11 protein-coding genes are annotated in these 13,257 nt (G+C 57.9%); 4 read left to right on the forward strand and 7 right to left on the reverse strand.

The annotated features are described in order from the left end of the window. Positions 1-58: 58 nt before the first annotated feature. Positions 59-628, forward strand: a complete 570-nt coding sequence (locus AC2FLZ_RS04315) for a gamma-glutamylcyclotransferase family protein (protein WP_480495485.1) — start codon at positions 59-61, stop codon at positions 626-628. Between the two features lie 52 nt (positions 629-680). On the opposite strand, the gene gltX is transcribed toward AC2FLZ_RS04315, so the two are convergent. After that, on the reverse strand, positions 681-2,006 hold the full coding sequence (gene gltX / locus AC2FLZ_RS04320; protein WP_480622886.1) for a glutamate--tRNA ligase: 1,326 nt from the start codon (positions 2,004-2,006) through the stop codon (positions 681-683). Between the two features lie 75 nt (positions 2,007-2,081). Then, positions 2,082-2,516, reverse strand: a complete 435-nt coding sequence (locus tag AC2FLZ_RS04325; protein WP_496808288.1) for a DUF1801 domain-containing protein — start codon at positions 2,514-2,516, stop codon at positions 2,082-2,084. A 116-nt stretch (positions 2,517-2,632) separates the two neighbouring features. Between AC2FLZ_RS04325 and AC2FLZ_RS04330 the strand changes: the two genes are divergently transcribed. Continuing rightward, positions 2,633-3,565 carry an MBL fold metallo-hydrolase gene (locus AC2FLZ_RS04330; RefSeq protein WP_496881869.1) on the forward strand — a complete coding sequence of 311 codons (933 nt, stop codon included), beginning with the start codon at positions 2,633-2,635 and terminating at the stop codon, positions 3,563-3,565. 4 nt (positions 3,566-3,569) lie between these two features. Here the strand turns inward: AC2FLZ_RS04330 and AC2FLZ_RS04335 are convergent, their stop codons facing one another. From AC2FLZ_RS04335 to AC2FLZ_RS04345, 3 genes are all read right to left on the reverse strand, one after another. Continuing rightward, positions 3,570-4,901: an NAD(P)/FAD-dependent oxidoreductase gene (locus AC2FLZ_RS04335; protein ID WP_496881870.1), complete on the reverse strand. Its 1,332-nt coding sequence runs from the start codon at positions 4,899-4,901 to the stop codon at positions 3,570-3,572. Positions 4,902-5,038: 137 nt separating this feature from the next. Next, positions 5,039-5,263, reverse strand: a complete 225-nt coding sequence (locus AC2FLZ_RS04340) for a hypothetical protein (protein ID WP_245220582.1) — start codon at positions 5,261-5,263, stop codon at positions 5,039-5,041. Between the two features lie 308 nt (positions 5,264-5,571). Continuing rightward, positions 5,572-7,230 (reverse strand): NAD+ synthase, encoded by a 1,659-nt coding sequence (locus tag AC2FLZ_RS04345; protein WP_496881871.1) that lies wholly within the window; start codon positions 7,228-7,230, stop codon positions 5,572-5,574. A 153-nt stretch (positions 7,231-7,383) separates the two neighbouring features. Here AC2FLZ_RS04345 and AC2FLZ_RS04350 point away from each other — a divergent pair, with 153 nt between their 5' ends. Then, positions 7,384-8,865: an MORN repeat-containing protein gene (locus AC2FLZ_RS04350; RefSeq protein ID WP_480554182.1), complete on the forward strand. Its 1,482-nt coding sequence runs from the start codon at positions 7,384-7,386 to the stop codon at positions 8,863-8,865. 4 nt (positions 8,866-8,869) lie between these two features. Here the strand turns inward: AC2FLZ_RS04350 and AC2FLZ_RS04355 are convergent, their stop codons facing one another. Further along, entirely contained in the window at positions 8,870-9,535 is a 666-nt protein-coding gene (locus tag AC2FLZ_RS04355) for an SDR family NAD(P)-dependent oxidoreductase (RefSeq protein WP_496714939.1), read from the reverse strand. 289 nt (positions 9,536-9,824) lie between these two features. Between AC2FLZ_RS04355 and AC2FLZ_RS04360 the strand changes: the two genes are divergently transcribed. Next, positions 9,825-11,393 carry a 2-isopropylmalate synthase gene (locus tag AC2FLZ_RS04360; RefSeq protein WP_480554184.1) on the forward strand — a complete coding sequence of 523 codons (1,569 nt, stop codon included), beginning with the start codon at positions 9,825-9,827 and terminating at the stop codon, positions 11,391-11,393. Between the two features lie 48 nt (positions 11,394-11,441). On the opposite strand, the gene AC2FLZ_RS04365 is transcribed toward AC2FLZ_RS04360, so the two are convergent. Then, on the reverse strand, positions 11,442-13,181 hold the full coding sequence (locus AC2FLZ_RS04365) for an adenylate/guanylate cyclase domain-containing protein (protein ID WP_480475200.1): 1,740 nt from the start codon (positions 13,179-13,181) through the stop codon (positions 11,442-11,444). Between the last annotated feature and the right edge of the window lie 76 nt (positions 13,182-13,257).

Raw genomic sequence — 13,257 nt, forward strand, 5'->3', positions numbered from 1 at the left:
CATGTCGCGGAAAAAAGCGGTTTGACATACATCAATCGACCCAAAGGACACCTCTCGCATGGCCGACCCCTATTTCTTTGGTTATGGAAGCCTTGTGAACCTCGCCACACATGATTTTCCCGACCCCCGCCCAGCAAAACTGAAGGGGTGGAAACGCGCATGGCGACACACTGATCTGCGCCCGGTCGCGTTCCTGACAGCTGTCCCGGACCCCGAGTCTGAGATCGAAGGCATGATCGCACATGTCCCCAAGAACGACTGGGCTGCGCTGGATGAACGGGAATGGGCCTATGACCGAATTCCGGCAACCCGGTCGGTTTCACATCCGCTGAAACATGAAGTTGAAATAGCTGTCTACGCCGTCCCGCAGGATCGGCACAACGAGCCCAGCAACCGCCATCCCTTGCTGCTCAGCTATATCGACGTTGTTGTTCAGGGTTATTTGCGGGCGTTTGGAGAAGACGGGGCAGACCGGTTCTTTGCAACAACCAGCGGATGGGATGCCCCGATCCTGAATGACCGGGCCGAGCCACGTTACCCGCGACATCAACAACTCAAACCTGTCGAGCGTGATTTTGTCGATGACCGCCTGACCGGTTTGTCGGTTCGGATTGAACAACCGGTTTGACGACAAAGGGCCACGCCGAGGGCGTGGCCCTTAAATGTCGTGTACTACCGCGTTAGCCGCGCGCGCGGATCACCTGCAGCAACGGCAGCAACGCCGCCATTTCCGGGCCACGTTCTGCACCTGTCAACGCCTTGCGCAGCGGCATGAACAGGCCTTTTCCCTTGCGGCCTGTTGCCTCTTTCACGGCATTGGTCCAGGCTCCCCAGGTCTCACCATCGAACGGGCCTTCGGGCAGCAGCGACATGGCCTTAGCGATGAATTCGCGATCTTCATCTGCAACCAACGGTTCGGCGCCGTCACGGCACAGGTCCCACCACCCTTTGAGGTCGGCCAAAGTGGTGATGTTTTCGCGCGCCATGGCCCAGAACGGTTCGGCCAGTTCGGCAGGCACCCCGGCATCCGCGACAGCATCGGCCACATTCGCCAGCGGCAGCGATTGCAGGTATTTGGCGGTCAGCGGGAACAGGTCCTGCACGTCGAACTTGGTCGGCGCGGCACCAAACCGGCTCACGTCAAAGCCGTCGATCAACTCGGCCATATCCGAGCGCAGCTCGACCGGATCGGACGAACCCAGTCGCGCCATCAGGCTCAGCAGTGCCATCGGCTGCACGCCCTGTTCACGCAGATCGCGCAGGGCCAGCGTACCCAGGCGTTTCGACAGAGCTTCGCCCTGCGGGCCGGTCAGCAGCGAGTGATGCGCAAAGCGCGGGCAATCCCCGCCCAGTGCCTTGATGATCTGAATCTGGGTCGCAGTGTTGGTCACGTGATCCGAGCCGCGCACGACATCAGTCACGCCCATTTCAGTGTCATCCACCACCGACGCAATCGTATAAAGAACCTGCCCATCACCACGGATCAGAACCGGATCAGAGACAGAGGCCGCATCGATCGAGATGTCGCCCAGAATTCCATCGGTCCACTCGATCCGTTCGTGATCCAGCTTGAAACGCCAGACACCGTTGCCACGTTCAGCGCGCAGCGCATCCTTCTCGGCATCCGACAGGTTCAGCGCGGCACGGTCATAAACCGGCGGCTTGCCCATGTTCAGCTGTTTCTTGCGCTTCAGGTCCAGCTCGGTGGGCGTCTCAAACGCTTCATAGAACCGCCCCATCGCGCGCAACTTGTCAGCCGCTTCGGCGTAGCGATCCAAACGCTCGGATTGACGCTCGACGCGATCCCAGTGCAAACCCAGCCACTCAAGATCCTGTTTGATGGCATCGACATATTCCTCTTTCGAGCGCTCGGGGTCGGTGTCATCGATGCGCAGGATGAACGTACCGCCCGCCTTGCGGGCGATCAGATAGTTCATCAGGGCGGTGCGCAGGTTGCCCACATGGATGTAACCGGTGGGCGACGGGGCGAAACGGGTGGTTGTCATGGGTGTCTCCTGTTGGCGCGGCTCTTGTCACATGGGCGCGTTTTTGTCCAGCCGCCGCTTGATCCATCAGGTGATTCAACGCGGTTCCACGGGCCATATCCTGTCAAGGTCGTCTAACCCGGCGCGAATGAGTTCCGACAGAACCTGCATGTCGATATCCACCAGCTTGTTCACGTACAGGCAGGACTTGCCCAACTTGTGCTTACCCAACCGGGCCAGAATGCCGCCAAAATCCGCGTAACCCAGCATGATATAAATCACCAGCGCCGACTTGCGCGGGGAAAATCCGGTTGCCAGAAAATCGCCCTCTCGGCCCGAGGCGTAGCGATAGTGATAACGGCCATACCCTATCATCGACGGGCCCCACATGACCGGATCAAATCCGGTGGTAGCCCGAAACAGGTCGTCCAGAGCGCGCGTCTCTTCGGCCCGACGTTCTGATTGGACCGAATTAAGGAAGTCTTCTACACTTTGATCCGTTGGAACGGTTTTGTTCTGTGATCGCGACATGAACAAAAATTAACACGTATTGTTCATCCATGCACCCTGCGTGGATGTCGTAACATCTGGTCAGAATCTCACACCGTTCTAGTTTTTCTAAAGGTGTTCTGACAGGGAGAACGATAATGACGATCAAACTTACTCGCCGTGCCGCCTTGGGAACCGCTGCCGCCTTGCCGTTTGCCACGGCAGCAGCGCCGGTTTTGGCCGCAGGCTCTGACGCCAAGGCCAACTCGACCATCGCCAAGTCATTCCATGTCGGCGACTTTACTGTTACGACCTTGCTGGATGGCAGCCTGCCCCGCGATGGCGCCCAGGATATCTTTGGCGGCGGAGCGTCAGATGAAGACTTCGCAAAGGTTTCGGCCGAGAACTTTATTCCCGCCGATACCGCCCAATTCTTCTTTACCCCCTCACTGGTCAACACCGGATCGGAACTGGTATTGTTCGACACCGGTCTTGGGCAGGGCGGCATTCAGGCCGCTTTGGCCGATGCAGGTGTCAGCCCGGATCAGATCGACGTTGTCGTACTGACCCACATGCATCCCGACCATATTGGCGGCATGACAACGGATGGCGCACCGACCTTTGCCAACGCACGCTATGTGACTTCGGCAACGGAATACGATTTCTGGTCCGCGCAGGAGGCCGGAAACAATGTCGGTGATCTTGTGGCCGCAAAAGTCACACCGATGGCCGAGAAGATGAGCTTTGTCGGTGATGGAGAGCAAGTGGCGTCGGGCATAACTGCGGTTGCGGCCCACGGCCATACCCCGGGTCATACGGTTTATCATCTGGAGAGCAACGGACAGAGCCTTCTGCTGACAGCGGACTTGGCCAACCATTACGTGTGGTCATTTGCCCATCCGGAATGGGAGGTTCGGTTTGACATGGACAAGGCCGCCGCAACCGCCGCGCGCCGAAACGTTCTTGGCATGCTGGCAGCCGACAAGGTGCCGATGGTCGGCTATCACATGCCCTTCCCTGCCGCGGGCTTTGTCGAGACACGGGGCGAGGGCTTCCGCTTTGTTCCAGTCAGCTATCAGATGATGGGCTAAGCCCCTAGTAACCCGGATCCGGTCGCACTTTTGAGCCGTCAGTGAACCGAGACAGACGGAACGCGGTCGGATCCACACAAGGGGTTGAATCAGTGACAAGGTCCGCTGTCAGGCGGCCGGCGCCGGGCCCGATGCCAAAGCCGTGGCCGGAAAAGCCCGTGGCGATATACATACCCGGTACGTCATCCACGCCCGAGATTACGGGAATGGCGTCGGGGGTGACATCAATCATACCCGCCCAACTTTGGACGATTTCACTGTCCAGCAAAGCAGGAAATCCTTTTCGTGCACTGGCCCAGGCTTGTCGCAAAAACTTCTGCGAAGGTTCAGGATCCAAAACCCGGCACAGCTCGAACGGGGTTATGTCGGTCGGCAACCATCTTCTGTTTTGACGGGCCTCGATAGCCCACTGATTTGACCAGCGAAAGCGCAGGGATTTCCATTCCTGCGCAAAGGCAAAGCGAAACTGCAACCCCAGCCGGAAACTGTCCGGTACGATATCGACCGTGTTCTGATGTCCGGACGCGATGGTGTGCCCCCCATCAGCGCGCTTTCGGATCGCAACATCATCCGACCATAACGCAGTTTCGGGCCCATCTTTCACCGGAGAAGTCCGCAGAACCGTATTCAGAACCTTAAGCTGCGGCAGGTTGATACCTGCATTTCCCGCAAACAAACGCGACCACGCGCCCCCCGCCAGAACCACGCGCCCGCAGGCGACCTTGCCGCGCTCGGTGAATACACCAGCAATACGCCCATCCTGAATGTCTACACTTCGCACGGCGCAGCCTGTCATGATTACAGCACCCAGACGCCGTGCGGCTTCGGCTATGGCCGGGGCAGCCCATTGCGGCTCGGCGCGCCCGTCCTGCGGCATGTACAGGGCAGATGTCAGGCCGGTTTCATGCCCGTGCAACAACTCTGCCAACTCGCGTCCCGACACCATTTCTGCCCCGGTCTGTAATCCTTCTACATGGCGCATCCAACGCTTCAGATTGACTTCGCCCCGCTTGCCGGACGCGCCAAAAAGAATGCCGGATTGCGTATATCCGGTAGTGCCATCCAGGCGGGCATCAAGGGTCGGCCATATCCGCAACGCCTCTTGCATCAGGGGAATTTCGCGGGGGTCTCGCATACCCAAACGCACCCACCCCCAATTGCGCGAGCTTTGTTCAGCCGCAATCTGTCCCTTTTCGCACAAAAGGACGGAAGCTCCGCGTTCTGCCAGTTCCAGCGCTGTTGAAACGCCGATTATGCCGCCGCCAACAACGACGACATCAACAGATTTGGGAAGGGCAAGATTGGATTCTACGGGGTTCGGTTTTGGTGCCGTCATAAATACGCATTACTCTGTCGCCTGAACCCGTATGGGGACCAAGGTCTAGAAGTTTGGCAACACGAATTGTCGCAATGTTGGCACTATTTATGACGCCTGTGGCCCAGACGCCAACGGCATCGAAAATCCTCAGCACATCACGCTGCGCCGGACAGTTCCGCCCATTTCTGACGCAGCTTCGCGGTCAACCCGGTGTCTTTTTGCACGGTCTGGGCGGTTACGTCCTTCTGCGGCAACAAGCTTGGAAACTCAGCCCGAAGCGACGCCGCTGCCTGTTCGTCGGACAGCCGCTGTTCATTCAGGACACCGGCAATCGCCGCTTCCAGCTTTTCCTCATCCAACTCCTGCGGCGGAGATTCCATCGTCCGCCGTTTCAAAAGAGCATGATGCGATCTCTGATATTCACTATACATGTCAAAACCAAACCATTTACTCAGACATCCAACCCCGGATGCGTCACACTTCATCAAAATCGGCTTGCGACTTTGAGAATTGCGTCGCACCAGCCCCACATAGGGCAATTTTCAAGCTGAAATGTGGCAGAAAGTTGTCACTGCAACAAGTCAAAGGCCGGATTTTGTTCCTCTGGCAGGCCCAAAACGAGAAATCGGAAAACAATCAAAAGGAGGGAAACTTTACTGTTTCCAATGAAACGCGCGAATTGCGGCAATCAGGGGCGATCGCGCCAGCGATTCACAATTGGATACCGCCGGTCCAGCCAGAACGCGCGGTTGCTCAGGCGCGTACCGGGGGCGGACTGGAACCGTTTATACTCGCTGATATAAACCAGATGTTCGACCCGCTGAGCATCTGCTTCGTTGTACCCGGCGGCGACGCAGTCCGCGATCGATCCGTCCTGATCGACCAGGATCTCAAGTATTCCGTCCAGCACCGGGTAATCCGGCAGGCTGTCGCTGTCTTTCTGATCTTCGCGCAGTTCCGCACTGGGCGGTTTGTCGATGACAGAGGGACGGATCACTTCGCCTGCAGGGCCCATCATCCAGTTGCGGTGATTGGCATTGCGCCAGCGGCAGGTTTCAAACACACGGGTCTTGTACAGATCCTTGATCGGATTATAGCCGCCGTTCATGTCGCCATAGATCGTGGCATAGCCCACGGCGACCTCGGATTTGTTGCCGGTGGTCAACAGCATTTCGCCGAACTTGTTCGAGATCGCCATCAACAGCAACCCGCGCAGGCGGGATTGAATGTTTTCTTCGGTCAACCCTTCATCCAGCCCTGCAAACAACTGGGCCAAAGTACTGGTGACGGCTGCGCGGCTGTCCGAGATCGGCACGTAGTCATAATGGACGCCCAGCGCTTTGGCGACCGCCTCGGCATCGTCAAGCGAGGCCTGACTGGTGTACTCCGACGGGAGCATCACGCAGCGGACATTTTCGGCCCCGATGGCATCGACTGCAATGGTCGCGACCAGCGCGGAATCAACCCCGCCGGACAAGCCCAGCAGCGCCTCTTTGAAACCGGTTTTCCCCATGTAGTCGCGAAGAGACTGCACCATCGCGCGGTAATCCTGCTCCCACTCATCCGGTTGGGGCACGATTTCACCTGATGCGATCCGCCAGCCGTCTTCGCCGCGCTCAAGGTCGACTTGAGAGAGTAGCTCGTCGAAAACAGGCATCCGGAACGCCAATTCCCCGCCCGGGTTTAGGCCAAAACTGGCACCGTCAAAGACCTGATCATCCTGCCCGCCAACCATATTCAGGTAAATCAGTGGCAGTCTCGTTTCGACCACGCGCGCGACCATATGGTTCAACCGCACATCGTATTTATCCCGGAAATAGGGCGACCCGTTGGGGACCAACAAAAACTCGGCCCCGGTTTCCTCCAGCGTTTCTGCCACGTCCGGGTGCCAGCTGTCTTCGCAGATCGGGCTGCCAATCCGGAAATTCCCTACCGAATACGGCCCACCCAGAGGTCCCGCATCGTAAAGGCGCACTTCGTCGAACACCGTCTCGTTCGGCAGGTGGTGCTTCAGAACCTTGCTGGTGATCCGGCCACCCTTCAGGATCAGGTAGGCGTTGTACAGCTTTCCATCATCGACCCAGGGACCACCTATGGCAATTGCAGGACCTTCGGCGCATTTTGCAGCCAGCGCTTCAACCGCAGACATGGCTGCGCGGTGGAATACCGGTTTGAGAACCAGATCCTGCGTGTTGTAGCCGGTGATGAACATCTCGGGGAAAGCCACCAGATCCGCGCCCGCTGCCTTGCCTTGTTCCCATGTCGCAAAGGCCTTTGCTGCGTTGCCTTCGATATCGCCAACGGTCGGGTTCAGTTGCGCCAGAGTGATGCGGAAACGGTCGGCCATGCTGCCCTCTTGCCTCGTAAGTCCTATTGCCATTTAGCAGATCACCGCGCGAGTAAAAGACCAATGCGGCAAAAGCCGTTGCTCTGCCTGCAACGGTACCTTAGTTTTGCGCAAGAGATATCACCAGCGACGACCGGGCAGACAGGACCAGAAATGAACGTGATCCGAAACTCAATTTTGGCAGCGGGGATGAGCCTGGCAGCTGCCACTGCTTTCGCGCAGGACGGGACTGTCATCGTCAAGGATGATGAAGTTGGCGGTGTCTATGAAGGCACTTACGAGAACGGGTTGCGGCACGGGACAGGAACGTATCGGCTGCCGAATGGGTTTGAATACACGGGGCAGTGGGTAGAAGGCGAAATTCAGGGTCAGGGTACGACACGCTACCCCGACGGGTCAGTCTACGAAGGCATGTTCGCCAAGGGTCAGCCCGAAGGGCGCGGCAAGATCATCTATGCCAATGGCAGCAGCTACGAGGGCGATTGGTCCAAAGGGTCAATCAACGGCACCGGCATCGCTGAATTCGCGAACGGCACGCGCTATGAGGGTGAGTTCAGGAACGCTCAGCGACATGGCAAAGGCGTGCTGAGTTTTCCCGACGGATATATCTATGATGGCGACTGGGTCGACGGTGAGCGGCAGGGCAAGGCCAGGATCACCTATACGGATGGCAGCGTTTACGACGGCGACGTCAACGCAGGTTTGCGCGATGGAACCGGCACGCAGACGATGCCCGACGGAATGGTGTATTCAGGGGATTGGTCCGGCGACCAGATCACCGGGACGGGCAGCCTGACTTATTCCAATGGCGATATATACGAAGGCGAACTTCAAGAAGGGCGCCGCTACGGTAAGGGCAAAGTGACCCACGCGCAGGGGGATGTTTACGAAGGCGATTTTGTCGACGACCGTCGCCACGGCAAAGGAACGTTCACCGGAACAGACGGCTTTGTGTATACCGGCGACTGGAACGCCGGGCAGATTGAAGGCCTAGGCGAAGTGACCTATCCGGATGGCTCTGTCTATGTCGGCGATTTCGTTGCCGATCTGGCCGAAGGAAACGGCAGCATCACCTATCCGGACGGATCGACCTATGAAGGCGAATGGATCGCGGGTGTTATCGAGGGTCAAGGCACGGCCACGTATACCAATGGTATGATCTACAAAGGCCAATTCAAAAACGCGCAAAGCCACGGCAAAGGTGTGGTTACGCGCGCAGATGGCTCGGTATATGACGGCGACTGGGTTGAAGGTGTGCGTCAGGGCAAAGGCAAGGCGACCTATTCCGATGGCACGGTCTACATCGGTGATTTCCTGAACGGAAAACGGCATGGCAAAGGCGAAATCGTAACCCCCGCCGGGTTCAAATATTCGGGCGACTGGTCGGACGGAAAAATCAACGGCGTGGGTACCGCCACCTACTCGAACGGCGACGTGTATGAGGGCAGCTTTGTCGACAACAAACGGCAGGGCAGTGGGACGATGCGCTATGCCAACGGCCAGGAGGAAAGCGGTGTCTGGGAAAACGGCGTGTTGCCGGACCAGACCTCGGACCAGCAGAGTGACGCTGACACCCCTGCCCCGCAACCCGGCCCGGATGCAAATACTGAGGCAACCGGAAGCTCGGACGGGTGAGGGCTCACCACGGGACCGGCTTACCGGCCCAATCATAGAACCCACCGGTATCAGCCAGCGTTAACCCGCGTATCACGTTCAACAGGTTGTCGGCGGCTGCTTCAGGTTCGACGGCAGGATGACGACCCAGGTATTTGTTCGTGAACTCTGTTTTTACCGTGCCGGGGTGAAGGGCGACGCAAATTGCTTGTTTATGTGTTCGGGCCAATTCAATTGCGGCGGTATGGACGACCTGATTGACCGCTGCCTTAGCCGCACGGTAACTGATCCAACCACCTGTCCGATTATCCCCGATTGATCCCACCCGCGCCGAAAGCACCGCGAATACAGATCGTCTATGTCGCGGCAACAGCTGATACGCGCGGCTTAGCACCAATGCCGGACCAACGGCATTCAACGCAAACTGATCCATCATGGCTTTGGCTGAAATCGCCCGAATGGTCTTTTCCGGCAAAGCGCCGTCTATCTCTAACGCGCCCGAAGCCACCAGAATCAGATCAAACTGGTCTGGCAGGCTTTCAAGCATCAGCATCGTCCTGTCCCGATCAGTCAGGTCAAAGCCGTCCTCCGACCGGGACAAACGCGTGACCGAAACGCCCTGCTCAACCAGCCGTCCGGTAACAGCTGCGCCAATTCCGCCAGAAGCACCAATTATCAATGCAGTTTCCATCCGTGACCAGCTAGCGGCGCTGTGCGAACAATCAAGGCTGTCAAAAAAGGGCAGTTGCCAGAAGTTCGCGTATTGCAAATTGGTTCTTTCCATTCCCGGCGGGCTCTGTATAACCTCTATCCCATGATCAACCGCGCAGATATCCCTTGTGTCGACACCGCCCTTCGCGGTGCGTCGCTGCGTGGCCTACTGATCCTAATCCGCCTCTGAGCGTGCCATCCGGCGCGCCCGCTCAGAGGAGGACGCCAGCGCGCCATAGGCTTTAGGACAGAAGAAGAAAGAGAACCCCATGACCAACGTGACCGACCAAGACCGCGTCTTGATCTTCGATACCACTTTGCGCGACGGCGAGCAGAGCCCCGGCGCCACCATGACCCATGACGAAAAGCTCGAGATCGCCGAGTTGCTGGACGACATGGGCGTCGATATTATCGAGGCCGGCTTCCCCATCGCGTCGGAAGGCGATTTCAAGGCTGTGACCGAAATTGCACAACGGTCGAAAAACAGCCGCATCTGCGGTCTGGCCCGCGCGAATTTTGCCGATATCGACCGCTGCTGGGAGGCGGTAAAACACGCCGAGAAGAACCGCATTCACACGTTCATCGGCACTTCACCGCTGCACCGTGCCATCCCGAATCTGACGATGGACGAGATGGCCGACAAGATCCACGAAACGGTCAGCCATGCGCGCAACCTGTGCGAAAACGTGCAGTGGTCTCCGATGGACGCGACCCGAACCGAATGGGATTACCTGTGTCGTGTGATCGAGATCGCGATCAAGGCCGGGGCAACCACGATCAACATCCCGGATACGGTGGGCTATACCGCTCCGGTGGAAAGCGCGGACCTGATCAAGCGGCTGATCGAAACGGTGCCGGGGGCGGATGGCGTGATCTTTGCCACCCATTGCCACAACGACCTTGGCATGGCGACCGCGAACTCGCTGGCCGCTGTCGCAGGCGGTGCGCGCCAGATTGAATGCACCATCAACGGTCTGGGCGAACGCGCAGGCAACACGGCGCTGGAAGAAGTGGTCATGGCACTGCGCACGCGCAACGATATCATGCCGTGGCACACTGGCATCGACACCACCAAGATCATGCACATCTCGCGTCGGGTCGCGACGGTCTCGGGCTTTCCGGTGCAGTTCAACAAGGCAATTGTCGGCAAGAACGCTTTTGCCCATGAAAGTGGCATCCATCAGGACGGGATGCTGAAAAACCGCGAAAACTTTGAAATCATGCGTCCTGAGGACATTGGTCTGTCGGGAACATCCTTGCCGCTTGGCAAACATTCGGGCCGCGCAGCCTTGCGCGACAAGCTCGAAACGCTGGGGTTTGAGGTTGGTGACAACCAACTCAAGGATATCTTCGTCCGGTTCAAGGATCTGGCGGATCGCAAGAAAGAGGTGTTCGACGACGATCTCATTGCGCTGATGACGCTGGACGAGGCTGACGACCACCTGCAACTGGTTTCGATGAAGGTGACTTGCGGCACGGGTGGTCAGGCGGAATCGACGGTCGAGCTGGAAGTTGAAGGCGTGGACAAAATCGCCACCGAACATGGCGACGGCCCGGTGGATGCAACCTTTAAGGCGATTCGTGCGATTTATCCCAACACGGCGCGTCTTCAGCTTTATCAGGTTCATGCCGTAACCGAGGGCACGGACGCGCAGGCAACGGTTTCCGTGCGCCTGGAAGAGGATGGCATGATCGCAACAGGCCAGTCGGCAAACACCGATACCGTCGTGGCGTCAGCCAAGGCTTATATCCACGCTCTCAACCGCCTGATCGTGCGCCGTGAAAAGGCTGGACCGGGCGCAGATGCGCGCGAGATCAGCTATAAAGACCTGACCTGATCGACGAAGCTCCAGAAAACGGCCCGAACTTCCGGGCCGTTTTTTACCTCAGGACAATCCGGCCTTAGCCAGCCCCTGGATAAGATGCTGCAAATCCTCTTCGCGTCCGTAATGAAGGTTCGCGACAAGGTCCTGAACAGTCAAATCCGGCTGTGACACATGGATTTCCTTGACATGTTGGCGGGCTTTGGCCTCGTTGCCCAGCCAACTGTGACACGCCGCAACATAGGCGTGCTGAACCACATCCAATGCCGGCAAGCGCGAAAAGTCCTCGATCGCAGCTTCATATTGCTTTGCGCCGAAATGGGCTTTGCCCAAATGGCTCCAGAACCGGGCCGGATGATGGGGGTTCAGACGCATCGCTTTTTCGATCCACTCGGCGCCTTCCTCGGGCCGACCAGACCAGGTCAGCAACTCTCCCATCTGCACCACGACCAAATCGTAGTTTGGATTCAAAGACAGCGCGCGTTCCTGATGGTAGCGGGCGCGCCCAAGGTCATTTTGCAAAATTTCCACCGCCGCCATCAGTCTGTGTACGTCGGCATCGTTATCGTCCAGTGATGCCGCCTTCTTGGCCGAATCTAGCGCCAGCATCTTCATCGCCTCGCCGTCCTCGGCCCAGCCGTACCCCCAGGCCTGACCGCGAATGCAACCGCGCCAGGCATGGGCATGAGCATATTCCGGGTCCAGTTCGATGGCCCGCTCGATCAGTTTCATCGCTTCGGCATTGTCCTCACGTGTGCTGCGGTGGTGCAGAACCTTTGCGGCCAGAACGCACTCATACGCCGCGAAATTTGAAGGGGTCTTTCGCTTTAACTCTTCCTGTTGCGACGCTTCGATGCGGCCCGGCAGTGTCGCCACAACTGCCGAAGTGACCTCGTCCTGGATGGTAAAGATATCATCCAGGTCACGGTCGTATTTCTCGGCCCAGATATGGGCGTCGTTCTGACTGTCGATCAACTGTACCGTGACGCGCAGGCGATTTCCGGCTTTGCGCACACTGCCTTCGACGATGTATTGCGCGCCCAGAGTCTCGCCGACTTGGCGAAGGTTCACGGCCTGCCCCTTGTAGACGAAACTGGAATTGCGCGAAATCACGAACAACTCGTGCCGACGGCTGAGTTCGGTTAACAGGTCTTCAGTCAAACCGTCGACGAAGAACTCCTGTTCGGGATCGCCGCTCATGTTCTCGAACGGCAGAACCGCAATTGTCGGTTTGACGACTCTGGTTGAGCCGTCCTCTTTGGAATTTTCACCAGCCGCCGCAGCAGGCGCGTCCAGTTCAACGCGGAAGGCATGAACCGGCTGGGAAATATTCTTGAGCGAAATCTCCCCCAGATCCTGAAAGCGAAGATCCAGCCGACTGGTCACCTGGTTGTGCACCGCGCCGGAAATCAACACGTCACCAGGAGAGGCAGACTGTTCCAGGCGCGCGGCCACATTGACCCCACTGCCGAAAATATCCCCGTCTTCAAAGATGATTTCATCCAGATTGATGCCGATCCGAAATTGGATGCGCTGATCCTTAGGCACATCTGCATTTCTGCGAAACATCCGGTTCTGGACTTCGACGGCACAAGCCACGGCATCGCAGGCGCTGGTGAACTCGACCAACATCCCATCGCCGGTTGTCTTGATAACAGTGCCTCGGTTTTTTTCGATCGACGGGTCGATTAATTCGATCCTATGAGTGCGCAAACGGGCCAAGGTGCCTTGTTCATCCGCTTCCATCAGGCGGCTGTAACCCACCATGTCTGCTGCCAGAACTGCTGCGAGTCTGCGATTCATTGCGATCCCCCCAGCGCCAAGTCTAGTGCCGCATGCCCTGACCGAACAAGAATTTTAATCGGTACATGCAGGGCGT

This window comes from Ruegeria sp. YKSF131 (assembly GCF_059612645.1).

Excerpts from the sequence above, each read along its gene's own strand:
- AC2FLZ_RS04365 (WP_480475200.1), bottom strand. The coding sequence starts at position 13,181 with ATGAATCGCAGACTCGCAGCAGTTCTGGCAGCAGACATGGTGGGTTAC.
- AC2FLZ_RS04360 (WP_480554184.1), top strand. The coding sequence starts at position 9,825 with ATGACCAACGTGACCGACCAAGACCGCGTCTTGATCTTCGATACCACT.
- AC2FLZ_RS04330 (WP_496881869.1), top strand. The coding sequence starts at position 2,633 with ATGACGATCAAACTTACTCGCCGTGCCGCCTTGGGAACCGCTGCCGCC.
- AC2FLZ_RS04355 (WP_496714939.1), bottom strand. The coding sequence starts at position 9,535 with ATGGAAACTGCATTGATAATTGGTGCTTCTGGCGGAATTGGCGCAGCT.
- AC2FLZ_RS04340 (WP_245220582.1), bottom strand. The coding sequence starts at position 5,263 with ATGGAATCTCCGCCGCAGGAGTTGGATGAGGAAAAGCTGGAAGCGGCG.
- AC2FLZ_RS04325 (WP_496808288.1), bottom strand. The coding sequence starts at position 2,516 with ATGTCGCGATCACAGAACAAAACCGTTCCAACGGATCAAAGTGTAGAA.
- AC2FLZ_RS04350 (WP_480554182.1), top strand. The coding sequence starts at position 7,384 with ATGAACGTGATCCGAAACTCAATTTTGGCAGCGGGGATGAGCCTGGCA.
- AC2FLZ_RS04315 (WP_480495485.1), top strand. The coding sequence starts at position 59 with ATGGCCGACCCCTATTTCTTTGGTTATGGAAGCCTTGTGAACCTCGCC.
- AC2FLZ_RS04335 (WP_496881870.1), bottom strand. The coding sequence starts at position 4,901 with ATGACGGCACCAAAACCGAACCCCGTAGAATCCAATCTTGCCCTTCCC.
- AC2FLZ_RS04345 (WP_496881871.1), bottom strand. The coding sequence starts at position 7,230 with ATGGCCGACCGTTTCCGCATCACTCTGGCGCAACTGAACCCGACCGTT.
- gltX (WP_480622886.1), bottom strand. The coding sequence starts at position 2,006 with ATGACAACCACCCGTTTCGCCCCGTCGCCCACCGGTTACATCCATGTG.